Source organism: Dorea sp. ICN-14282, from assembly GCF_037890115.1.
GTDB lineage: Bacteria > Bacillota > Clostridia > Lachnospirales > Lachnospiraceae > Dorea_B > Dorea_B phocaeensis.
The window spans coordinates 456,407-481,782 of the sequence record NZ_JBBKBH010000001.1 but is presented as its reverse complement, the minus strand read 5'-3'; the positions used below and the strand labels follow the sequence as shown (position 1 = coordinate 481,782).

Annotated in this window: 19 protein-coding genes; all 19 read right to left on the bottom strand. The window is 43.9% G+C overall.

What is annotated here, in order from left to right:
• Positions 1-3 precede the first annotated feature (3 nt).
• Entirely contained in the window at positions 4-771 is a 768-nt protein-coding gene (locus tag WKT00_RS02275) for a TIGR03936 family radical SAM-associated protein (RefSeq protein ID WP_340260671.1), read from the bottom strand.
• A complete protein-coding gene (locus tag WKT00_RS02270; RefSeq protein ID WP_101694346.1) occupies positions 755-2,620 on the bottom strand; it encodes a TIGR03960 family B12-binding radical SAM protein in 1,866 nt (621 codons plus the stop codon). The genes WKT00_RS02275 and WKT00_RS02270 overlap by 17 nt, the downstream gene beginning before the upstream one ends.
• A gap of 216 nt (positions 2,621-2,836) precedes the next feature.
• A complete protein-coding gene (locus WKT00_RS02265; RefSeq protein ID WP_101694347.1) occupies positions 2,837-3,532 on the bottom strand; it encodes a pilin N-terminal domain-containing protein in 696 nt (231 codons plus the stop codon).
• Entirely contained in the window at positions 3,529-4,410 is an 882-nt protein-coding gene (locus WKT00_RS02260) for a class C sortase (protein ID WP_200816235.1), read from the bottom strand. The genes WKT00_RS02265 and WKT00_RS02260 overlap by 4 nt, the downstream gene beginning before the upstream one ends.
• Positions 4,411-4,496: 86 nt before the next feature.
• A complete protein-coding gene (locus WKT00_RS02255; RefSeq protein WP_340260666.1) occupies positions 4,497-6,002 on the bottom strand; it encodes a SpaH/EbpB family LPXTG-anchored major pilin in 1,506 nt (501 codons plus the stop codon).
• Positions 6,003-6,025: 23 nt separating this feature from the next.
• On the bottom strand, positions 6,026-14,011 hold the full coding sequence (locus WKT00_RS02250) for a hypothetical protein (RefSeq protein ID WP_340260664.1): 7,986 nt from the start codon (positions 14,009-14,011) through the stop codon (positions 6,026-6,028).
• Positions 14,012-14,030: 19 nt separating this feature from the next.
• On the bottom strand, positions 14,031-14,171 hold the full coding sequence (locus WKT00_RS02245) for a hypothetical protein (protein ID WP_242962624.1): 141 nt from the start codon (positions 14,169-14,171) through the stop codon (positions 14,031-14,033).
• A gap of 385 nt (positions 14,172-14,556) precedes the next feature.
• Complete coding sequence (locus WKT00_RS02240; protein ID WP_173814241.1) at positions 14,557-15,834, bottom strand: dicarboxylate/amino acid:cation symporter; 1,278 nt, start codon at positions 15,832-15,834, stop codon at positions 14,557-14,559.
• 1 nt (position 15,835) lies between these two features.
• Positions 15,836-16,684 (bottom strand): dTDP-4-dehydrorhamnose reductase, encoded by an 849-nt coding sequence (gene rfbD, locus WKT00_RS02235; RefSeq protein WP_101694352.1) that lies wholly within the window; start codon positions 16,682-16,684, stop codon positions 15,836-15,838.
• Between the two features lie 103 nt (positions 16,685-16,787).
• Positions 16,788-17,078 carry a hypothetical protein gene (locus WKT00_RS02230; RefSeq protein ID WP_244094094.1) on the bottom strand — a complete coding sequence of 97 codons (291 nt, stop codon included), beginning with the start codon at positions 17,076-17,078 and terminating at the stop codon, positions 16,788-16,790.
• A gap of 78 nt (positions 17,079-17,156) precedes the next feature.
• On the bottom strand, positions 17,157-18,440 hold the full coding sequence (hisIE, locus tag WKT00_RS02225) for a bifunctional phosphoribosyl-AMP cyclohydrolase/phosphoribosyl-ATP diphosphatase HisIE (protein WP_340260656.1): 1,284 nt from the start codon (positions 18,438-18,440) through the stop codon (positions 17,157-17,159).
• Between the two features lie 16 nt (positions 18,441-18,456).
• Positions 18,457-19,044, bottom strand: coding sequence for an imidazoleglycerol-phosphate dehydratase HisB (gene hisB / locus WKT00_RS02220; RefSeq protein WP_101694355.1), 588 nt, complete (start codon positions 19,042-19,044; stop codon positions 18,457-18,459).
• A 16-nt stretch (positions 19,045-19,060) separates the two neighbouring features.
• Positions 19,061-20,356, bottom strand: coding sequence for a histidinol dehydrogenase (gene hisD / locus WKT00_RS02215; protein WP_173814239.1), 1,296 nt, complete (start codon positions 20,354-20,356; stop codon positions 19,061-19,063).
• 48 nt (positions 20,357-20,404) lie between these two features.
• A complete protein-coding gene (hisG, locus tag WKT00_RS02210; RefSeq protein ID WP_101694357.1) occupies positions 20,405-21,046 on the bottom strand; it encodes an ATP phosphoribosyltransferase in 642 nt (213 codons plus the stop codon).
• Between the two features lie 22 nt (positions 21,047-21,068).
• On the bottom strand, positions 21,069-22,331 hold the full coding sequence (gene hisZ, locus WKT00_RS02205) for an ATP phosphoribosyltransferase regulatory subunit (RefSeq protein WP_173814238.1): 1,263 nt from the start codon (positions 22,329-22,331) through the stop codon (positions 21,069-21,071).
• Positions 22,332-22,413: 82 nt separating this feature from the next.
• Entirely contained in the window at positions 22,414-22,977 is a 564-nt protein-coding gene (locus WKT00_RS02200; RefSeq protein ID WP_101694359.1) for a Holliday junction resolvase RecU, read from the bottom strand.
• On the bottom strand, positions 22,935-23,963 hold the full coding sequence (locus WKT00_RS02195) for an RluA family pseudouridine synthase (protein WP_340260650.1): 1,029 nt from the start codon (positions 23,961-23,963) through the stop codon (positions 22,935-22,937). Before WKT00_RS02195 ends, WKT00_RS02200 begins: the two co-directional genes overlap by 43 nt.
• Before the next feature lie 10 nt (positions 23,964-23,973).
• Positions 23,974-24,549, bottom strand: a complete 576-nt coding sequence (locus tag WKT00_RS02190) for a hypothetical protein (RefSeq protein ID WP_101694361.1) — start codon at positions 24,547-24,549, stop codon at positions 23,974-23,976.
• A gap of 42 nt (positions 24,550-24,591) precedes the next feature.
• Positions 24,592-25,353 (bottom strand): SDR family NAD(P)-dependent oxidoreductase, encoded by a 762-nt coding sequence (locus tag WKT00_RS02185; protein ID WP_101694362.1) that lies wholly within the window; start codon positions 25,351-25,353, stop codon positions 24,592-24,594.
• Between the last annotated feature and the right edge of the window lie 23 nt (positions 25,354-25,376).

Sequence of the window (25,376 nt, the reverse complement as noted above, 5' to 3'; positions counted from 1 at the left end):
CTTCTAATTAAATTCAGGAATTAGATTTCCCAAACTTTCCAAAGATACAAATTGCGTCATATCCGTGTCTTTTCCATCGTTTGGATTCTTGGCGTACACTTCTAATCTATGGTAATGCACAGGCGTCTCTTCTTTTGTTGTTCCCAGGAATTTAAAAAATGCCTCCATAACAAGATCCGGCTTTAAATTTTCTTCACTTCCGGCAGCTAAGAACAAATGCAGCTGCTCCCCTTCCACTTCCATCCGGTAAATAAGCGGTTTAATATCAATTTCCCGCTCTTGTTTTTTGGACTTTTTCAGCACCATAATCTGATCCAGCTTCAGGAAATTATGAACCAGCTTTTCTGCGTCTCCTTTTTCTGAAAGCGCATCTCGAACAGAAATCGTTTCATAAGCCGACTTGGCAGATTTAAGAAAGCTTACTTTATATTCTGCCGCCGCCACAATCGTCATACCACTCGCCTTTTTATCTTCTGGAATCTGAACGAAGCTCACAATATCGATTCCTTCTACCATGACTGCATTCAACTGTTTTACTGCCTTTTCAGAAGAAATACTTTCTTTTAACTCAATATCCAGATACTCGCCGTCACTGGTCACTCCAACCCCAAGGGGCTGTGCAAAAGACATAATCATATGAGGACTGTAACCGCTGGTAAATGCGATTGGAATATCCGCCCTTCTCATTGCTTTCTGAAAATAGCGCATGACATCTAAGTGCCCGATAAAACGCATGACCCCATACTTTCGGAATTTAATTCTTGCCTTCAATACAGACACCTCCTCCAAATACACCTACACCACAGCCGGAACATTTTTGCCGGCAGTTTGGTGTAACTTCTGCTTTCATTGCCCGATCCCACTCTCTTCTTAAAAATGCTTTTGTTACGCCGATATCAATAAAATCCCACGGGAACAGTTCTTCTTGTCCTCGTTCTCTTTCATTGTAGAATGCAATATCAAGCCCGGTTTCTTCAAAAGCCTTCAGCCATGTCTCATAAGAAAAGTTTTCACTCCATGCATCATAAATACAGCCCATGGAGTAGGCTTTTTCAATTGCTTTTCCTACTTTTCTGTCACCTCTTGCAAAGACTCCTTCTAATACGGTAACCTCTGCATCATGCCAGTTATAGCGCAGGCTCTTGCGATTTAGCTGGTCATTAAACGCATGCTTTACAGTAGCCGCACGTGCGATATATTCTTCATTCGTATACATTTTAGCCCATTGAAATGGCGTAAATGGTTTTGGAATAAAGAAGGATGTACTCGTCGTGATCTGGCATTTTCCGTTTCTTTGATCCTTTGGAATCTCATAATACCGTCTGGCAACCTTGTCGGCCAATTCCGGAATTGCCCGCATATCTTCCTCTGTTTCTGTCGGAAGTCCCAGCATAAAGTAAAGCTTCACCTTATTCCATCCGCCCTCAAAAGCCTGTCCTGCGCCGGATAAAATATCTTCCTCCGTCAGCCCTTTGTTAATAACGTTACGCATCCGCTGGGATCCAGCTTCCGGCGCAAACGTCAGACTGCTTTTTCGGATATCCTGTACCTTCTCCATCACATCCAGCGAAAATGCATCGATCCGAAGAGAAGGAAGAGAAATGTTAATTCCCTTTCCCTGAAATTCTTCAATCAAAAACAGTACCAGCTCTTTTAGCTGTGTATAATCACTGGAGCTAAGAGAACTCAAAGAGATCTCTTCGTGCCCTGTATTCTTCAACATTTGATAAGCATAGTATTTCAGCCTCTCTACATCCCGCTCTCTGGTAGGTCGATAAAGCATTCCAGCCTGACAGAAACGACACCCACGAATACAGCCCCGCATAATCTCCAGCACACAACGATCCTGAGTCACTTTGATAAACGGAACTACCGGCGCCTCCGGGTAACAGGTATCCGTTACATCTAATACCATCTGCTTTTTAATTTTCTTGGGTGCACATTCCTTAACAGGATGAAAGGAAGCAAGCGTTCCATCCTCGTGATAAGAAGCTTCATAGAAAGATGGAACATAAATTCCTTCAATCTGCGCAGCTTTTTCTAAGTAGTCCTGTCTGGAACCACCATTTTTCTTATTTTCTTTGTATGCGTCCAGGAGCTGGTCATAAACCGTCTCCCCTTCACCAATATAGAATAAATCAAAAAATTCTGCTAAAGGCTCAGGATTATAGGTACAAGGTCCTCCACCAATAACAATCGGATGCTCCTCGGTACGCTCCGATGCTTTCAACGGAATCTGACTCAAATCCAGTACCTGTAAAATATTGGTGTAACACATCTCATACTGAATTGTAATTCCAAGAAAGTCAAAATCCTTAATTGGATCCTGTGATTCTAAAGCAAATAATGGAATCTCTTCCTCTCGCATAATCTTATCCAGGTCAAGCCATGGAGAATAGACCCTTTCACACCACACGTCTTCCCTTCTGTTGAACATATCATAGAGAATCTGAATTCCAAGATGAGACATTCCGATCTCATACACGTCCGGAAAACACATAGCGAAGCGAATATCCACTTCTTCTTTAGCTTTCATTACGGAATTGACCTCCCCGCCGATATACCGAGCAGGTTTCTCAATATTTAGTAATATTTCATCATTTAATGCAAGTTTTCTCATATATTTCCTTTCTGCTTTTTGCATATATTTCACAAATATCTGCTATGTGATTAAACTTCATCCAATCTACACTATTATATACATTTTAGGGAAGAACTTCAAGCAAATATCTTTCGGCAAACTATGTATTTTCAGATAAAAAACACGAAAGCAAAAATCTACTCAGATTCTTACTCTCGTGTTTTAATACCTGTTGAAACAGCTTTATACTAATCCCTAGCGCCCCTTCTTTCCAGCAAACATTACGATTCCTGCACATCCGAACAGTATCCATACATAGAACCAGATATTGTTTTCATCTCCAGTCTTCGCGCCATTCTCTTTCTTGTTTTCCGGCTCCTCCTGCGGTGGAACCGGTTCTTGCGGCTTCGTTTCATTTTCAACCCATTCGTTTTTCGGTTCTACTGTCACATCATAACGAACATTTCCGTTCTCATCTACTTCTGGAATAAATACCAGAAAAGGAGCTGAATGAAACAATCCATTATCATGGGACACTTCCCCCCTTGGAACACACAAATACATGCCTTCCGTTAAGTTCCGAAAGAGCACCCGTCCATTGCTTCCGGTGGTTCTACTCTCTCCCACCAGGTTTTCTTTCACCGTAAAGTTATATAACTGCTCTGCCACCTTTCTCTGTCCAGAAGAACTCATATCCGTCAGGTCTACTCCTGATACTTCAAAAGCGCCCTGCAGTTTCCATTCGTTTTCTATTTTCTTTCCTGCTTCGTACAAAGAAAATTCAGCTCCGGATAATACCGCCTGATTCCCTTGCGGCGTAATTCCATGATAATATATCGTTAATGAACCTGTTCTTTCAGAAGCAAACGCATCTTGAGGAATTACCAAACAAGTCAATGCAAACATACATGCGGTCAAAAAAGCGCCAATCTTTCTTACTTTTTTCTTCATCTTCTCTTTCTCCTCATCTCTTCTCGGATCTCCTTCTTTCTCCATAACTTATAAATCACAAACACTAAGAGTAAAATACCAATTGCCAGCAATAAAATCTTCACTTGGAACGGAAGCTTCGGTGCAACCTTTTTATCCGGTACCTGCCGAATGGCTTCTTCATAAGGAATTCTCGTACCTCTGACCAGGAGTCTGTGGGTATTGACTGCATATGGCGTACACGTCACCAAAGTAGCATAGTCCTCTCCCGGCATGATCGTAAGCGCCTTTGTATTTTCCGGCTCCACTGTAAGAATCTGATCCACCTGGTACGCAAGCGTCTCTCCAAGAACCTTAATGTAAAAGATATCTCCCTCTTTTAGCTTATCTAGATCCGTGAACAAAAGCTTAGACGGAAGTCCCCGATGCCCTGTCAGGACAGTATGTGTACTTTCTCCGCCTACCGGCAAAGACGTTCCTTCAAAATGACCTATCCCCGACTGCAGCACCTTCTCTTCTGTGCCGTGATAAATGGGCAGCTCCACTTCCAGCTTTGGAATTCTGATATACCCCATCATTCCTGCCGCATTTGTATTCAGCAGACTTTGGTATCTTTCATCTACTTCCTTTTTAATCGGTGAAAAGGGATCCAGCAATTCAATATTGCCCAGTAGTTCCTGATTATACTGTCTTGCCGCCTCCAGCATCGCTTGCTTCTCTCTTTCTCTTAACCGCACCGCATTTTCATCATAGGATGAAATCACTCTGGCGCTGTTTTTTTCATATAAATAATTACTGACTGTCGGATATAACAGTACAGAGAATGCAATAATAAGTCCAATTACACGGAAAATATCTCCAATATAAAATTTTTTCTTCTGTGTCTTTTTTTTACGCATGCTTATTCCATTCTCCCTGCTGTTATAAAGAATGGGAAGACTGCCCGAAGACAGTCCCCTCATCCATTCGTCAAAATAATTACTAATTAAGCACGTTTTCTTCTGCTGATTACAAAGCTTGCTGCAATGATAAGTACAAGTGCAATACCTACAACGGTAAACAGAATAGTACCCATACCACCTGTTCCCGGAAGGATGGTACCTGTGGTGTTTTCAACATCGATGATTTTATCATCTTCTGGAACGTTATCTTTAGATACAGTCCACTTCAATTCGTTCTCTCCATCCTGTGTAATGGTTATCTTGATTGGAGCTGTCAGCTTATTGTAACCTGCCGGAGCCTCTTTCTCCACTAACCAGTAAGTTCCAGCCTTAAGACCATTCAGATGTAAGTTATATCCGGCAGATACTTCCGTTTTCTTCGTAACCATATCCATGTTTGATTCTGTATTCTGATTTTCAGCTACTGTATAGCTTCCGTTAGAACCGGTTACCTTGATCGCATTATCGTTGGCTGCTTTTGCATCCCCTTCGTTTTTATATAAGCGGAACTTTGCACCTTCCAGCAGCGTACCTTTCGTATCGGTTTTCTCAATATCTAACGGATAAGTCGGTGTTGTAACTACCACTGGATTTCCTTTAGTCGTATCATTCGAATTGTTACCATACTCTAATTCAGCTTTATTGTTTGTCTGTACTACCGCATTTTGATTTACTTTTGCATAATAGGTTACTGTAAATCCCGTTCCTTTGTGTACCTGATTGTCTCTGATCCACTGGGATAAATTCAACTCCATTGTGCGGTTACCCTCTCCGCTTAATGTAGCATTCTGTGTAGTAGCGTTCTGTGTATCAATCTGTACAGATACCGGATATGCAGCAGGAGCATCTACTGCTGTACCGTCTGCATCTTTCACGAAATCAAGACCTTTTGTTAATGTATCGTGGATTTTGTATGTATAGTCCGCATATCCTGTTGTATCAGGGATTGTACCTGTAATTGTATAAGTTACAACCTGTCCGATTTCAACCGTTGCTGTATTTGCTGTTTTCGCAATGCTCGGAGCCTCGCCTTTTAAATTAACTGTTGCTTCCGGTTTATCTACAGATACAAGAGATGACTGGATTTCTTTTGTTCCTGTTTGATATACAAGGTAGTAACCGTAGTCTAAACCTTCAAACTTATGACTCTCAACCTTGCCTAATTTTCCAGAAGTTGCAGTTTCTGCTGTTCCTTCTGTCAATGCAGCTGCTGTAAAGTCATCTGCAAACTTCTGGATGTCAGTAGAGTTTGCTGTATATGTAGTAAGTTTCTCGTATAATGCTTTACTTGTTGACTCAGCTGGTAATCCTAATGCAGCTGCAATTGAAGTTTTATAAGTTTCATTCACTGTGTAAGCGTACTTATCCCCGCTTACAGTCAGATCAAAGAGTTTATAGACTTTGATTGTCTGTCCTTCTAATGTGTTGTTGGCGTTGACTTTTACTGTCAAGTTTCCCGTTTGTGTTCCTGCCGCAAAGGCTGTTGTTGTCATTGCCAAAGTCATAATGACTGTCAGTAAGACTGCCAGCATGTGTTTCATTTTTTTCATTTGTTCTCTCTCCTTTTTATTGATTATTTATAGCCACCCTGTCTTCTTTTGCTCTTTTTGTATCCCGTTGTTGTCACAAAGCAAAGAAGCAGAACACCTAACGTATAAAGCAAGGCTGTTCCCAAGCCTCCTGTCTCAGGAAGAAGACTATCGAACCAGTTTTTCTTATTGGTTACGGTAATGTCGTACTGATGATCTCCCTGATAGGTTACGGTTGTCTCGTAACCGTCAACCTTAGTTTCACTGATATGGTATGTATAGTGATATTTCTTCCCGTCCACACCTTCATGGTACGCAGTAAATTTCTCTCCGGAAAGAACCTTTTCCCATGTATCTGAGGTCTGTGCATCCTCTTTTGTCAAAATCACTTCCTCTTTGAAGGTCTCGTCTTTAAAGGTCTCTCCATTCACTACATAACTTCTTGTGACATGGAAGATAACCTCATTCGGGCGGTCTTTCTCATCGTCCCCTTTCCAAACCTTCTTAATACGAAGCTCAATCAAATCCTTACAAGGATCCTGTACATCCGGTTCCGCTTCGCTTCCACCTGGTTCTGTCGGACTGCTTGCTGTGTTGTTCATCAGAACAGCCATTGCACCGTCCTCCTGATACACATTAACCGGTTCTTTCGCCGTGCCATTTCCCATCAGTGAATCTTTTAAGTCTTTAAACTTAACGACCTTATTTTCGGTCATATGACGAATGGTATAGATGTTTTTCCATGAATCCCATTGATCATGCCTTTCCTCAAGGTGCGCTCCTGAACTTCCCAACAGATCATTATAAACCATATCCCCTTGTCGATATATCTGATAATAGTTTTCATCACCTTCAATTCCGACAATGTCGTTAAAATCCCAATTCGATTTTAAACTTGCCTTTCCGGTAAATGGTCCTGTCAGATCTTTTGCTCCTCGGACAACATCGGCCAAAAACATTTTATTATTTCTAAATAATCCTTCATTGTTCCAACCAATAAATCCACCGGCAATGCCGTAGTCGCCTGTGCCGTTGGCATTGTTTCCGGCGCCGCCTCCATAAACGTCATAGCCCTCTTTCACACCCGTCACGGTACAGGAATCAATTCGTGTCCGATTCGCCTTAATCAGCGAAATATTGATTTCATTTTTCAGGCTTTCTTCATCGATCGTGCCGCCCTCAGAGCAGTTGATTTCTATCTTGCTGTCTCCGATATAGATGGTAGCAAGGCTTTTATCCTTTGCCAGACCGACTTTGATATCCAGTCCGAGAAGATTCAGAGCTACCAGTTCTCCGTCATACAGGGCGTTGATTTTTATAATGCCCAGATCAATCTTAATGACATCACCTTTTTGTAAATTATCCAGCTGAAGAGCCTTTAATATCTGATTCACAGCCTGCACTAAATATTTGACCAAATCCGAATTCACTTTAATGTCTACAAGATATGCAAAATTCGTTTTTCCTGCATAGCCTCCGGCAATCTGGTTACTTGTTACCTGTTTTAATCCAGTAACCTCATTACCAGTCATTCTTCCCAAATCTGCATATCCGGTGAAGCCTCCGGCAATCTCTGATTTATCTTGCTTATCTATCGTATTATCGCTGTGTACTGTAAATCCTTCTGTCACGCCTGAAACACTGCACCGATCCACATGTGAGCCAAAAATATCCATCACGCCGGCGCCGGCGCTCAATAATTTCCCTAATGCGCCTAAATTATCCAGATCAACCGTACCGCTCTTTCCGAGATGTCCGATAAAACCTCCGGTATAATTCATTCCGTTGACCTTGCGAAGATTTGTCACCTTGGAATCTTTGACAGAGCCGTTAAGCAATGCGCCGCCAAACCCACCGGCTGACCCTGAGTAAACAGGGTCATTGACATATTCTGTCTTTTTACTGTCTCTTGCCCGTACCTCAAGTCCCGCCTCAGCTGCACCTGACACATCCGATGCATAGACAAAAGTTCGAAAGGCATCCAGTACACTTGTGCCGCCAAGCTTTAAAAGCTCTGCCAATATGCTTGTATTACCACCATCACTGACCTGCGCTACTGCAGATACGTCTGCCAGTCCAAAAAAGCCACCGACGTATTCTCCGCCTGTCACACTTCTGATATTCGACACATGAACACCGCTGTCTGGCGTGTTCATTTCTCCGATAACCGCGCCATTGATCTCTCCGGCAAAGCCGCCTGCCGCCTTTGCATAAGCGGTATTTCCTGAACCACTCGCATAAGCGCCGTTAACGATAATTCCCCACTTATCCCAGGCGTCAACATCTGCGCCGCGCACCGTTGAAATAGTTGTATTGAGTAAGGACAATAAATCACCCGGCGTCTTGATCAGGCTTTGAAGAAGTCCGCCAAGCAATCCGCTGCTTCCTGCTGTATCCAAAGCCGCCGCACTTGCCGGGTCAATCTGACCGGCAAAGCCTCCGATTGCTTTCGTACCTTCTACTTTTCTTAAGTTGGCCACGAAGCATCGCTTATTGTTCGGATCCTGTACAGCATCTGTTGCACCGTATGTACTTGCCTCAGACCAGTTGCCCCAAATCTGTCCGCCAAGCATATGACCGACATAGCCTCCGGCGTAACCGACTTTTTCTATTTTTAAGGTAGAATCCTTCACCGGGATGCCTGTCGCTTTTACTGTCATCCCTGACTGGAAACCGGTAATATCCGAATTTCTTATGACCGGAACGAAAGTCTGCACAGCACTGATCGAGCCTGTAATATCCAATCCGATTAAGGAAACCTTTCCGACTTCTGCAACGCCGCCGGTTTTCATTTCTCCGGCAAAGCCTCCGGCACTCGTGTAAGCACTGACAAACTTCGCATCCCACGCATGGGCATTGGTAACAACGCCTGCTTTCATGCGTCCTACATAGCCTCCGGCAACGCCCGCCTCCATATCCTGAGTTCCGACGTTCGTTCTTCCGGCTTTGACATTGTAGCCGTAAGCATATTGCTGAATCAATGACTGTAGCTCTTCTTCTGTAGTAACCGGTGTGCTCGGGAACTGATCTCCGTAAACACCATTGCTGCCCACTGCTTCTGCCCACTTGTTCCATGTATCCATATCCACTTTTCTAAGCGGTCCGTAAACGGCTGTATTCGTTTCCGTCGGATAGACAGCCCCAAGAAGGCTTAACACATTGCTCGTCTTCAACAGACCAAACAGAAGTTCTAAGTTTCCGGTTCCTGCTAAATCTGCAGTTTCCATCAATCCGGTAAAACCTCCGGCAAACTCGCCGCCGTATACAGAACGGATACGGGCAGCAGCACATTCTTTGCCGCCTTCGGTGGCATTTCCTAAGATTCTTCCGCCATGATTGTAGCCCACATAACCTCCGGCAAGCCCTCTCACACATTGGGTGTCAGTAAGTCCATCCGCACGAACCGCACCGCCGCAAGGCACACTGCTTGCCTGACTGTCTTCAATAATCGGAATGAAAGACTGTACCAAATTCGCAAGACTGTCTGTTACATTTAATAGTCCCTCTAAAATGCTGGCATCTTCTAATACGGATGCAACATTTCCCGGTTCCATAATACCCACATAGCCTCCGGCCGCCTCACGTCCAATGACATAGGCAAATAAATTCGCATCACTGTTTTTAATGATGGTGCCGGACATTTCTCCGATAAAGCCTCCGGCCTTTCCTAAACTATTATTCTTATCATCACTTCCGTTTGCCAGTACGGAATAACCGCCCACACAGCCATTGACGTCAGAATTTTCAATGGTAGACGCCACTACGTTCAGCGCCTCTAAAAGATTCGTCAACTGGATATTGCCAAGAAGCTTTAATCCGCCGCCAACTGCCGCTGCTGAATCGATATCTACGCATCCTGCATAGCCTCCGGCGTATTTTCCACCTTTGACTGCATATTGTGACTTCTCTCCAAAATAGTTTTCGCCAATTGTAGATTCCAGACTGTCTTCCGGCGGAGTCACCTTCGTATGCTTCAAGGAAGTGACGTCAGAATCTTTAATCTGCACACCGCCGCCATAGCCAAGATATCCTCCGGCACAGCTGTCTGTATCTGTAGCTTCCACAGAGAACCCTTTTTCTGCCGATTTTACACCTGCTGATTGAATGATCGGAATATAAACTTGCAGTACATTGAGCAACTGACCAATATCAAGGTTTAAAATTCCACCCAGCAGATTCAATCCATCGGAGGAAGCTGTCGCCCCTGCGTCAACTTTTCCCGCAAATCCTCCAGCGTAAGATTCACCCTTGACTTTTTCCAGTCCGAAGACTGCAAAAGCCTCTGTGCTTGTACGGTTATCAACCTTACCGCTTTGCATTGCCCCGGCAAAGCCTCCAGCAAGTGTTCCTTCTACCTGTGGTTTCTCACCATTAGATATAAACGTTACCGTTGTATCCGTATATTCTGGAAGCAGATACGGAACTAAGCTTAATAAAGAATCCACTTCCAAAATACCCGGAAGCTTCAGATTGCCATCTTCATCTTTCTGTGCCAATCCTGCCAGACCCCCAGTATGGGAACGGCCGATAAAGCCGCCCGCATAGCTAGCCTTTGTTTTATCATGTTTTGCAGAGACAGATTTTAATTGTCTAACATGGGAAGATTTAACAATCGAAGCAACCGATTCGCCGATAAATCCTCCGGCTGTAAAATCTTCGCCGTCTGTCAACACAGCCGTTCCATCGGAAAGAACTGTCAATCCAGTGTTCACGCCGACAGTCTCGCAATTCTTGATTGTAACCTGAATACCATTCGCCAACGATAACACGCTATTAAGCTTTACAAGTCCAAGTACGTCCAGTCCTCCGGCGGATACAAGGCTTGACGCCCCGGTTCTTCCGGCGAACCCTCCAGCATAGTTACCCGCCTGAATACTTTGAATGCCGTTTACCTTTACGCTGTCAGCCGTTCCTCCAAGCATCAGTCCACAAGCTCCAGCAGCATATTTTTCTGTTGCTTGCACCGCCCAATCGGTTCCCTCTGCAAAAATCTGCGACAGTTCAAATGGAATAAACTGCCCTACTCCAAGTGTTTTATTCACCACACCGATGGCATCCGCCGTCACAACGCTTCCGGCAATACCTCCGGCATATTTCTTTGCTTTTACCTGCTTTAGGCCTGTTATTGATGCTCCAAATGTAGTGCCTTGTGCATTGATTTTCACACCGTCACCCTGGCCAATAATGCCTCCGGCATAGGTTTCAGCACTTTCAATCACAAGTTTTTCTCCCTGTACGCTACAACCGCGTATTTCAGATGGTACTACACCTACCAGTGTCAAAAGTGTATTCCTTGCATCTGTATTTTCGGAAGACAGAACATTACCTAGCAATCCAGAAACAGACTCCAGTAAGTTTTCCTGTGTTTCTTTTCCTCCAAGCGTAGTACCAAATCCTATGGTTGCTCTTCCCGCAAAACCGCCTGCATACTTTTCTGAAACCACATTCTTAAGGTTAGACACGCTGGAATTGAGACTGACACTATTTGCCATAGCTCCGTTAAAGCCTCCAGCATATGAGTTGGCCTTAATTCCAATATTAGATCCCGTTACAGAGCAGCTTTCCTGTAGGGACTTTACATCCGGACAGAACAGATCCACTCCAAGATTTTGCAGCGCTCCTTTGATAATGGCGTCTCTTTCCAGTCCTGCAAATCCACCAGCGCCTGCTTTCGCCTGTACCGCTCCAAGATCTGAAACAACAGAATTCTTAATCTCGGTTCCTGTCTGAATTCCTACAAAACCACCGTTATAGTCTTCAGCAACATTTCCGATTGTTCCGTTATTCAATGCCACGCTGCAATTGGTAATTATCGGCTTGTGATACCCAGTCGGAATCAAATTCCCCAATGGGACGTCATTTTGCAATAACACGGTAATCAAATCACCCAAGCCAACACCAGGTACAATATTTAAAAGAGTGGATAATATTTTTACAACATTTCCTAATATCCCCGATAAACCGTCGTAGGTTTCCATACCTTCCGTAAATCCGACGAATCCGCCGGAGATTCCTTTTGCGCTGCTAACTGATGCCTGATCCACCGTACAGTTTTCAATACGGACATGACCTACGATTCTTCCAGCGAAACTTCCCGTAGCAAACAAATCTGGGCTATCCTTCTTCAATGTCAGAAGATCATGGATTACCTTATCTAGCCTTAAATCGCCAGGAAGTAGTATCTGGTCTAAGATGTCAAGAATTCCTCCTAATATCCCATCTAATAGTTTTAATACTCCATCTACCAGGGACTTTATGTCAGCGTCGACTTCCGTAGACTTATTTGTCACACTGACCTGTTCTAGATGAATGTTTTTCACGACTGCCATTCCCGCTGATCCCAACGTATTCTCATCCAATTTATTGGAGATTGTTCCGAAGAATCCGATACCGCTTGTGGTTTCCATATTCAGCTTGCCGGTCTGCTCCACATGAATATTTTTAATCGTCGGCGACACATCTGCCTGCATATTCAAGCAACCTTCCATCTTTCCCGAAAAATGGATTGGCGTCCAGTTATCGTCTTTTCCGTTGGAATATTCGCCCTGCAACAAGTCAATATCGCGAAAAATAATATAGTTGGCATCGGAGGAATATTTCAAATCCTCATATTCTCGTCTCAAATCATCAAACCGGGTATACTCTGGATTAGTTCCGAGGATCCCGTCTTTGCCACCAATGGAAGTCTTGTTATCCCCGCTCACTTTAATACCGACCAATTCCTGAGAACCACCTGCCAGTTCTAGAATGTCCTTGAGAAGTTCTCCCACAAGATCAATAACTCCTGCTAGAAGATTATCTGCTCTCCATTCGATTCCCATCAATTCATCCTTTTCATTACCCGCCTGTTTTTTGTATTGAAACTCTTCTGCACCCTTTTCAATCTCAGAATGATCAATCCCGGTTCCGGCAATACTTGTCATATTAAAATCCGCATCCCCAGGATAGTAAGGAATGATACTGTGATAAATAGGAATCAATCCCAGTATCTTGATTTTTGTCCGCAAAAACAGCATTGGCGTCACGCTCTTATCACTTCCAATTGCCCGAAGCTGCTGTTCATTTCCTATCAGGATATATTTTTCATTGTTGATGGTCTTATATTGCTGACCAATATAATCTCTTCCGCCCTTCTGTCCTTCCTTCTCATTTTCCAGCTTATACTGCTCAGATAAAAGCTCCGGCATCTGTTCCGTAAAGGACGGGCTTAACACATAATTATGCTCCTTACTGTATGTAAGATATTCCTGTGCTTCATCCAGACTCTCGCCTGCCGGTGTTCCATCTTTATACAGAAGCTGACCCATACCTACTTTTTCAGGAATCATATCGCTTGACATCATCGGTTCTTCTGCAGAATTCTCGGAAGCGATCAGGCGAAGCTGATAATTATTATAGACATAGACGGTATCGCTTTCCTTCGCATATAAGACCGCATCCTCCGCAGGTGTTCCGGCAAAGCTTCCGGTAAAGCCTTCCGGCAGCGTCCATATGTTTTCTGACGGTAATGCAATTTCGTTCATCAGCATATAATCTGCACCGGAAGAATAAGTGATCGTCTGCCCTTCTGCAAGAACTTCTTCCCCAGTGCCAAACTGCTCTTCATGCATGTCATAAGCTCGAACTGCCAGCCCCGTACCAATGGACTGAAGCTGTCGGAGATTATAGATTTTAATCACACCGTTTTCATAAATCTCTGTAATATTTTTCGGCGCTCCCTGCGTCTGCTCCTGTGAAGCCGGATCCTGTGGAGCAATGGTTGACGAATCTGCTTCTGGAAATGCCTGTTCTGAGGGCGTTTGTTCCTCTTCGGATACGGTTGGATTCGTCTCAGCTGCATCTGAAGATGGCTGCGTCTCCGATGGATCTGCTCCTTCTGTAACAACCGCTTCCGTTTGTTCCGAATATCCTTCCGACGATCCAATTACAGTCTCGTGGGCAGATACTGCCATGGTCTGAAATAAAATAGAAAAAGCCAAAACCCAGGCAGTTCCTCTTTTCCAGATTTTACACGGAAATAATCGTTTCATGTTCTTATCCTTCACTACTTTACTTTCCCTTTCCCTCTCGTTCCAAAATTTCCTTTAATGAAATACTGAAAAGATGTTGTTCCAATTTTTCTTGAATCTCTGCATAATATCTACGCACCGCACAAAAGTCTGCTGCATTTCTGCTGCATTTCGGCTGCATAGCGCATCCTCCTCCAAACATCGGTTTATTTTCGTGGTATTCTCCATAATGCGTATCACATCTCCCAGCGTAATCTCTTTTAACGTCTTGTTGAATTCAAATACCCACCTGAGAGGTATTGTATTTCTTCACACAACAAATGCCCGCATACAAAGATGCAGGTATTAAAAAATACTAACTACGGCGAATTTCTCTTTTTTCTATTTAATTATTATACCCCTCACATTTTTTTGTCAACCTTTTTGACATATTTTCTCCTTTTTTACAGATTTTTACAAGAATATCAAAATTTCTTTCTATTAAAAAATCACCATACAGATAAACTGCATGGTGATTTCCGCTATCCCATTTAGGAACTTATAGAGCCCGCTTTTATTTTATTCCATTACGCTTTCTGGAACACTTCTTTATCAAGCGCTTTATTCTGATGTGCCACAATTGTGGTACATACCGCATCTCCCGTAATATTTACTGCCGTACGGCTCATGTCTAAGATTCGGTCGATACCCATAATCAATCCAATTGCTTCCACCGGAAGTCCAACAGAATTAAATACCATGGTCAATGTTACCAGACCAACGCTTGGCACTCCTGCCGTACCGATGGAGGCCAGCGTTGCCGTACCAATTACCGTCAGATAATCTACCATTGTCAGATCAATTCCAAATGCCTGAGCAGCAAACACAACCGCTACACCCTGCATAATTGCAGTTCCATCCATATTGATGGTTGCTCCAAGAGGAATGGTGAAAGAAGAAATCTTCTTAGATACGCCCATCTTCTTAGCAAGGGTATCAATAGACAATGGAATCGTTGCATTGGAAGTCGCTGTAGAGAATGCAAATGCCATTACCGGGAAGAAGTTTTTTATAAATTTCAACGGATTTAATCCGGTGAAAATCTTCAAAAGTCCCAGATACACTACGAAGCACTGGATTGCAAGTGCAATCAGCACGCCAACCATATATTTTGCAAGTGGTACAAATGCACTGAATCCGATATTGGCAAAGGTTCTGGAAATCAGACAGAACACTCCAATTGGAGCCAGACTCATTACCATCATGGTCATTTCCATCATAATATCATTAAACTGGCTAAAGAAATTGCCAACCGTCTCTGTACGCTCTCCCAACTTTGCAAGAATCACTCCTACAATCAGGGCAAACACTATGATTTGAAGCATATTTCCGCTGGAAAGAGAATTCAACGGATTGTCAGGAATAATTCCAAGAAGCGTCTCTGATAGAGAAGTTGCTTCCATCGTTTCCACCTTAGCCGCATTGGACTGGATGGCGCTCATATCAAGTCCGGTTCCTGGATTGATCAGATTTCCAATACTAAGCGCCACTGTGATGGCAAGCGCTGTCGTAACCAGGTAGAACAAAAGCGTCCGGACACCAACCGTCCCCAGCTTCTTCGTATCTCCAATCGCCATGCTTCCGCATACCAGAGAACAGAATACCAACGGAACTACCAGCATCTTCATCAAACGGATAAATCCCTGCCCCATAACATAGAGCACGCCCTCTACAATAATATCATCTTTGATATGGCCAGACGGAACCAGATAACACAACACGACGCCGAAGATGGCTCCTACGATCAGTGAAATGAAAATCTTTGTGGTTAGTCCCAGTTTTTTCTTTTTTTCCTTCTTGTCCATATTAGCCTTCCTCTCTTTCGTTCATATATTCCTGAAGCGACTCTTTCCATTCCGGCATCTGATAGAGATCAATGATCCTCAGGATAAAGTTGTCCAGCACTGCGTATGCCGGTCTTGCATAAGAAAGGTCTGATTCTTTCGTCGGGACCGCCTTCATCTCCACTTCCTTGCCGGCCGCCTTTAAAATTTCCTGCGCAAATTCATATCTACTGCACATACCCTGGCAAGTTGCATGATACGTTCCATATTCATTTGTCTTGATCAGATGAAGGATCAGTCTTGCAAGGTCTTTGGCGCTGGTCGGACTTCCGAACTGGTCAGAAGCAAGTGCAAGCGGAGTCTGGTTCTTTGCCGCCTCTAAAACCTTGTTTACAAAGTTATTTCCCCTGCCGTAAACCCAGTTGCTGCGCACAACAAAATGCTTATGTGTAAATTCTTTTACATAGTTTTCACCCGCTCTTTTAGAACGTCCGTAAACAGTCTTAGGGTTGGTATCGTCAAATTCACTGTAAGGCGTCTTACTTAAGCCGTCAAACACATCGTCCGTAGAAAGTTGTACCATTTTCGATCCTACTTTTCTAGCCACAAGACTTAGATTTCTTGCACCCAGGGCATTTACGCGATAAGCAAGCTCCGGTTCCTTCTCACACAAGTTTAAGTCTACAATGCCTGCACAGTTAATAATAACGTCCGGACGGTTCATCTCCCCAAAATTCAGAACCTCTTCCGTATCCGTAATGTCCAGTTCTTCCTTGTCCGTATTGAATATTTCTGCCTCCAACGGATCGAGCACCTCATTAATCGCCGTACCAATCTGCCCATTTGCACCTGTTATCCAGATTTTTATCATCCTTTGTTCCCTCCTTAACACAGGAAAAGACTGTTGTAAAACAAGCCATTCCTCAACCTTTATTTCACAACAGCCTCTTCAGCTCTCTTATTAAAAAATTATATCAATTGCGAAAATTCATGTCAAGTGGAAGATCTATGTCCGCCCCGATCTCCGCCGCAATCTGATCACTGCTTACCGGGAGCTTCTCATTCCCTCGCTGATCCATCGCCACAAATGCAGTGAAGAGAAGGAAGCATATGAATGCACGAAAAGCAAACGTCCCCCGCATTTTCTCTTCTTTCGGATATAGTTCCTGATATACTGCATGGTATCTTGGATGTACCGCAGGAATGGTCTGCTGATCGGAGTATATTGCTCTCGCCTCTTCTAATAACTGTCTTCTTCTCTCCATGGAATCCTTCATTCGCCGTCACCTCTGTGTAACCTTATGCAGTAACAGCCTGACTCATTCCAATCATTTGAACCCCAGTTAACGATCCGCCAGCTCTTTTACGATATCCTCCCAGTCGATTCCTTTTTCCACCATCAGCACCATGGCATGATAAAGAAAATCTGCCAACTCATATTTCACTTCTTCTGGATTCGGATTCTTAGCAGCGATCACCACTTCTGTGGCTTCTTCGCCCACCTTCTTTAAGATCTTATCAATCCCCTTGTCAAACAGGTAATTGGTATAAGAACCCTCTTTGGGATGGATTCGACGGTCTTCAATTGTGCGGTAAACCGACTCAAATACACGCAGCGGATTGTTCTCATCATACTCCCTTCCTGCCAAAGGCTGGAAAAAACAGGTTGGATTTCCCGTATGGCAGGCAGCCCCTACCTGATCTACTTTTGCAAGAAGTGTGTCATAATCACAGTCTATCGTCAGGGATTTTACATACTGAAAATGCCCGCTGGTCTCACCTTTTACCCAAAGTGATTTACGGCTTCGACTATAGTATGTCATCTTTCCGGTTTTGATCGTTGCGTCAAAGGATTCCTGGTTCATATAAGCCAGCATCAGCACTTCCTGGGTACGGTAATGCTGTACCACAACAGGAATCAGCCCCTGCTCATTCGTTTTAAACTGAGAGAACTCCATGATGCTCTCAAAAGATGTCATTTTAATATCTTCATCGGTGCATTTTTCTTTAAATTTAAGAAAATCCATATCGGTCTGACTGATATATCGGCCGGACAATCCTTTGACACCCTGGCATTTTAGAATCTTAAACAGTTCACCTTCCTCCATGGTATCCGTCACGATTACACAAGGAATATCCGTAACATTCATCACAGAATTCAAATCCAGTCGATGCATGAAAATAATCTCTGAACAATACTTCTGCAACAGATGCTGATGTTTAAAAAGCGCATCAAAATCGTTTAATGATACGGCCATCTTTTCTTTTCCAAACCGCTTAGCAGCCTCTTCCAGCTGTTTCGCAGCATCCTGCTTGGAAAAGTTAATAATGGCACGCTTGGATCCTGCGTAAAGAATCTTCTTAATATCTTCCTGCCGTTTGATATTTCCACCTGCAACCATCGGGATCCGAATCACACGGTGAATCCGTTTCATCAGATCAATCGCTTCATCATGTTCTTCATCGGTATTAGAAAGATCAAATACCAGAAGTTCATCCGCCCCGTGACTGCTGTAATATTTTGCAAGCCCAATGACATCTTCCGAGATAACGGTCGGATCATCGAACCATCTTACAGCTTTTCCCCCTGCAATAAAAACACAGGGAATCAATCTTTTATAACTCATATATTCTATGCCTCCTCTACAGGCTTCCTTTCGTTGTCCATATCTCCTGAATCCGCGGCTCATCCTGCGTTGCCGCGTCCAGCGCTTTTCCAAATGCTTTAAATAACGTCTCTGCCATATGATGGTTGTTCTCCCCATCTAAAATCTTCAAATGAATATTCATCATCGCCCCATAAGAAAGAGCATAGAAAAATTCTTTTACCATCTCTGTGTCCATATCTCCGAGTTTTTCGGAAGTAAATGGCGCGTGATACCTAAGATACGGTCTTCCGCTAAGATCCACTGCACAAAGAGCCAGCGTCTCATCCATCGGAAGAATCATATGTCCATAACGACGGATTCCAGCCTTATCCCCCAGCGCTTCCTGAATTGCTCTCCCCAGAACAATTCCGGTATCTTCGATGGTATGATGACAGTCCACATCAAGATCTCCGGCAACGGACACCGATAAATCAAACAGTCCGTGGCGGGCCATCCCATCCAGCATATGATCAAAAAAACCGATTCCTGTATGAATATTGGTCTTTCCGGTTCCGTCAAGATTTAAAGTAATGGAAATCGTTGTTTCCTTCGTCTTTCTTTCACAAGTTGCAATTCGATTCATCGCCAACTCCTTTCTCTTACTCTTCTTCAAACCGCACTTTCACAGAATTGGCATGTGCAGTCAACTGCTCTGCCGCCGCAAATGCCTCAATATCTTCATGGACTTTATAAAGCGCATCTTTAGAGTAAGAAATGATACTTGATTTCTTAATAAAATCATCTACCGACAGCGGAGAGAAGAACTTCGCCGTCCCATTGGTAGGCAACACATGATTCGGTCCTGCGAAATAATCTCCCAATGGTTCGCTGGAATATTCGCCAATAAATATCGCCCCTGCATTGCGAATCTTCGTCATGACTTCATAAGGATTCCTTGTCTGAATCTCCAAATGTTCTGAAGCAATCTCATTTGCTGTATCAATGGCCTCCTCCATGGTTTCAGCCACCAAAATGTACCCGTAACGATCAAGAGATTTCTGAATAATTTCTCCTCTTGACAGTTCCTGCACAAATGTCTCCACTTGATCAGACACCTCTTTTGCCAGTGTTTCACTGGTCGTGACCAAAATGGCAGAAGCCAGTTCATCATGCTCTGCCTGAGACAAAAGATCTGCCGCCACATATCTTGGATTTGCCGAATCATCTGCTATAACCAGAATTTCGCTTGGTCCGGCGATTGCATCAATACTGACGTGTCCATAAACTGCCTTCTTTGCAAGAGCCACATAGATATTTCCCGGCCCTACAATCTTATCTACCTTTGGAATACTCTCCGTTCCATACGCAAGCGCGCCGACTGCCTGTGCGCCTCCCACCTTATAAATCACGTCCGCTCCGGCTTCCCGTGCGGCAACCAGTGTATTCGGCGCCACCTTTCCATTCGGTCCCGGCGGTGTCACCATTACAATTTCTTCAACACCTGCTACCTTCGCCGGCACAATATTCATCAGTACAGAAGACGGATAGACTGCCTTTCCACCCGGCACATAGACACCGACTCTCTTAAGCGGTGTCACCTTCTGTCCCAGAATCGTCCCATCCGGCCGACTGTCAAACCAGCTGTACTGCCGCTGTTTTTCATGGTAGGCGCGGATGTTTTCAAGCGCTTTTCTTATAATCCGAACCAGATCCGGATCCACCAATCGATACGCCTCTTCGATTTCTTCTTCTGTTACACGAAGTGTTTCTGCATCAATCTTGGCATGATCAAACTTCTCCGTATAATCGAACAGAGCCTTGTCTTTTTCCTTGCGTACCGCATCCAAAATTTCCAAAACACCTTGTTCATATTCCCCATATTGATTCGGGCTTCTCTTTAACAGATCCTCCAGAAGATTCTGTCTGGTGGTCTGATCTAAATGCTGTATTCTCATCCGAATTCATCCTTTCCTTAATGGATTATCTGTATCAATGGATTTGTGTTAACGAATCACCTGTGCCCGAAGGCGCATCAAAAGTTCTTTAATCCGTTCGCTTTCCAGCCGCATACTGACAGGATTAACGATCATCCTCGCTGACAGCGGGCAAATCTCTTCCAAAACCTCTAGGCCATTTTCCTTTAATGTGGAGCCCGTCTCCACGATGTCTACAATCACCTCAGACAACCCAACAATGGGCGCCAGTTCAATGGAACCATTCAGCTTGATCAGTTCTACCGTCTGATGCTTCGTGTTATAGAAATAATCCTTGGCAATATTGGGATACTTCGTCGCAACACGGATCAATTCCCGATGTTTCAAAAGCTCTGCTGCATCTTTATGCCCGCAGACACACATCCTGCAATTTCCATATCCAAGATCCAGCACTTCATGGACCTTCCTTCCCGCTTCCAGTATTACATCTTTTCCGACCACTCCGATATCTGCGGCGCCATACTCTACATAAACCGGCACATCCGGCCCTTTTGCGAGAAAAAAGCGGAGTTTCAGCTCTTCGTTTGTAAAAATCAATCTGCGTGAATTAGGGTCTTTCATTTCTTCGCAGGTAATTCCGATTTTTTCAAACAGCTCCAGAGTCTGGTACGCCAACCGCCCTTTTCCCAGTGCAAATGTCAAATATCTCATGTTGTCTAACTCCTATTCGTGCTTAATTCTCTGCATTTTTGTCTTTACTTCCCAGAATCTTATGATCTCCTGTTACAAGATTGATCATGGTAATTTCTCCATTTTTCTTCATGTAAATCAGATTTCCGGCATAATATTCTCTTCCGTATTCGACGTACTCTTCCAAAAGCTTTTCTTTTGACTTCTTGATCATCTCGGTATTCTTAGCTTTTCGCCTTAGATCCTTCGCCAACGCGATCGCCTCTCTTTGTCTTCCTTCATCGTACAGAATAATCGTATTCTTTCTCGTGTATACAATGCGAATTTTCTGGCGGATCAGCGCATTCATCAATTCATCAACGACAATGACGAATCCGATCGACGGAGACTGCTTTCCGAATTTCTCCAGCAGATGATCATAACGTCCGCCTTTGACAATTGCATCTCCCGTTCCGAACGTATATCCCTGGAAAATGATCCCTGTATAATACCCATATGTTCCTGTCATGCTCAAATCAAAAGTAATAAACTTCTCCACACCATAAAGCTTCAGCGTATCATAGATTTTTTCCAGACGTTTCAACGCCATGATTCCCTTGGAATTCGGGGCAATATCTCTTGCATGGGCAAGGACTTCAACGCCTCCTACCAGTTCTCCCAAAGAAGCAAATGCTTCTTTCGAGCTTCGTTTCACCTGAATACTGTCCAGAAATTCTTCAACTCCATAATAATTATGATTGCTGATCAGCTCACAGACCCGATCCTTAGCCTCTTCGTCCAAGCAGGCATCTTCAATAAGACTCTGGAAGAAATCCACATCTCCTAAGCTTAACTGAAACTCCTTAAGTCCAATCGTCAACATGGATTCAATCACGAGAGCCAGCATCTCCGCATCGGCTTCCACAGAATCATCGCCAATAAGCTCTGCACCCATCTGCGTCGTCTCCTTGGGACGCCCCTGATAGCTGGAATGATTGATAAAGGTATTGCCTGTATAGCACAGGCGAATCGGAAGCTCTTCCTCTTCAAAAAGTGTTGCCGATGCCCTGGCGATGGACGGTGTAATATCCGGTCGAAGCACCAGTGTATTTCCTTCCTTGTCAAAGAATTTATACAATTCTCTGGAAGGTGTTGTACCGATTTCCTCCCGGAACACATCAAAATATTCAAATGTAGGCGTCTGGATATCATGGTACCCATAAAGATGAAATACTTTTTTCAGCCGTGATTCCAACGCCAGCTTCTTTCCACATTCTACATTATATATATCCCGGACTCCCTCCGGTGTATGCAGTCTTTTTTTCATAGTTCCTCCCGGTAATAATTGATGTCTTCACTTTAGTATGCTACCATATTAAACTGCGTTTTATGGGAAAATTATACGCATTTTATTCCTTTTTGTCAATGTCTTTGTCCGGATTATCCCGCAATTCTAGATCTTGGTTGACGGCATCCAAATAGGGAATATAGTATCCCCGATAAAAATCCATAAAAAATTCTTCGTCTAGTTCTTCAAAACGAATACTCTTTCTGCCGCCGTTTTGAGCGCGATCCCAAAACTTCAAAAGTTCCTGAAACCGCATGTAGTAAAGCTTATTTTTCGCCGTATAATAAATGAGCAGAAAGGCAATTCCATCCTGGCGCTCGAACTGCCTCATAAACTCCACCTGATGCTCATGGATATTCTGCAGTGGAAACGTCTCAGCCACACATTCCTTCGCGTCAAAACAAACGGGAATTCCCTGCACTGCGCCGATATAGTCAATGGTACTTCTTTTATCAAAGTATGCCAATGTAATCTGACGATGTTCTTTATCCATCTTCACAGGTGTAATCGGGGTCGGTATCTTCTGAATCAGTGCAAGACCACGCTCCAGATACCAGTCATTGGTCCGGTTAACCATTTCTTCTAATGTTGAACCTCTAAGGCCTCTTGAGTTCCATGTTCCCATGCTGTCTCCTTTATCAGTCTCCAAAACTTCTGTGGTACCGCTGCTCTGTGAACACTTTCTGACCACGCTTCAAATCGTTCTTCCATTGCCGGGAACTTCAGTTCATAGGCATGCAGAAGCTGGGATTCTACTTTGTACTGCTTTTTATATTTCTGATTCCACCCGGCATCCCCATACTTATAATCTCCCAAAAGGGGATGTCCGCAGGCTGCCAGATGGGCACGGATCTGATGCGTCTTTCCGGTAATCAGATGCACCTTCAAAAGAGTCATCTGATCCTGCCATGCAATCGGCATGTATTCAGTCTCAATTGCCTGCGCTTCCCCATCCCCTCTTTTGGATATTGTTACCTGGTTGGTTCTGGAATCTTTTTTTAAATAGCCTTTTAGATGTTCCGGCTGCGTAATTTTCCCTTTTACAATACACAAATAGTATTTCTCCAGTGTCCGATTCTGAAGCAGTTCCCCCATTCTCTGCAATCCGGCCAGGCTCTTTCCTGCTGCAATCAGACCACTGGTATTACGGTCTAACCGGTTACAGATAGACGGAGTAAATGTCTCAAGCTGAGCAGAAGTCAAGCTCCCGGTCTGCACCAGATATTGCACAACCTGATCTGCCACAGAGATATCGCCCTTCTTCGCCTTCTGAGACAGAAGACCTTCCGGCTTGTTAAGAAGCAGCAGATCCTGATCTTCATACACGACAGAAAAAGAAATATCTGCCGCCTTCTGTTCATCAAAACACTGCCCCTTCGTACTTTGCAGGCTTCCTGTAAACTTCCCAATCGTCTCATCCGCCAAAAAGAGTTTGACACTGTCGCCCTCTGCTAGTTTCTCGCTGCCCGTTGCCTTCTTCCCGTTTAATACGATGTTCTTCTTGCGAAGCATCTTGTACAGGAAGCTTCCAGGCGCTTCTTTTAAGTATTTTTTCAAAAGCTTATCCAGCCTTTGTCCTGCCTCATTTGGTCCAATCTGTATTTCTTTCATAATCTGCCTTCTACATTGATAAACTCTTTATAATATCTCGAATTGCCCGCTCTTTCTTTCGATGCTGCGGCCGTTCCACGGAAGCGATATTATTCATACCCTCTGCCCGTGCAAGAAACGCCTTATAATCATGGAAAATCTTTACTGTAATCTTCTCATAATGCTGGTTTTTAAGAGCCTGCTTGATATCTCTTGCCAGTCGGTTCTCATCCGTTTTCGCACTGCTGGTATATCCGCACACCACATGATCTGCAATTACAATTGCATCCACCGGCATCACCTTTTCGCTACTGGTAATAATCAGATCATAAATCCGAATCAACAATGGTGCTTTTTCTTCAATCTCTTTGCAAATTGCCGTATCTATGCTCTTATAAGGAGCCATTGTAATAAACTCCACCAGCATCTTGGCTGCCGGAAGACATCCAATAATGGCAAGTACCGTAAAAAGATTCAATCTGCTCTTGGTCTGAACATATCCTAAAATGAATACAGCCGCCACCATGGCGAACTCAACGACTGCATAAAGCAGATACCGCATCTTTCTTGCTTTAATATATCCCGGCTGTCCTTTTTCTATTTTCATCGTCTCTTGTACACTCCTCGTCTATCTTCTTTTTCATCTTTTCTAAACCTGATTGAGCTTCTTCATCGCCCATGCAAGAATACCGTCCGGTAGAATCTTTGCTCCAATCCGGCAAAGCTTCATGGTACTTCCATAGACGGATACCGGTTTTCTCCAAACAGCATCAAGAAGCGCCAGACGCACAACACTTGCTTCCTCTGCAAGAAGACCTTCTTTTCCTTTACCCGGAAGACTTCCTGCGCGATCAAAAAACTCTGTATCTACCGGTCCCGGACACACAGCCGTCACCGAAATTCCATGCTTCTTTAATTCCATGCGAAGAGCTCTGGAAAAACTATAGACATAAGATTTACTGGCTGCATAAACGGCAAATCCAGGCTGCGGCGCAAAGGCTGCAGCTGATGCAACCTGAACCACCCTCGCTCCCCGCTCCATATAAGGAAGACAAAGATGTGTCATCTTCGTAAGAGCTATGCAGTTAAGCTGAATCATTCCGCACAGATCCAAAGAATCCAGCTTTTCCGTAAGCCCCATCTTTCCATATCCGGCAGCATTTACCAAAAGCCGGATCTTTGCCTGTTTTTGATCCAGGGATTTTTCAATTCGCTCATAGATATAATCCCGTCCCAGATCTCCGTCAAAAATCCGCACCGGAACCGTAAGCTTTTTCTTTAATTCCTCTAACCTTTCCGTACGTCTGGCAACCACCCAGATCTCATCTAGATTTCGATAAAGCTTAGAGACTTGAACAGCAAACTCTCTTCCCATTCCGGAAGAGGCGCCTGTAATCACTGCGATCTTCATCCTGGCCCTCCTCTTTTCTTTTT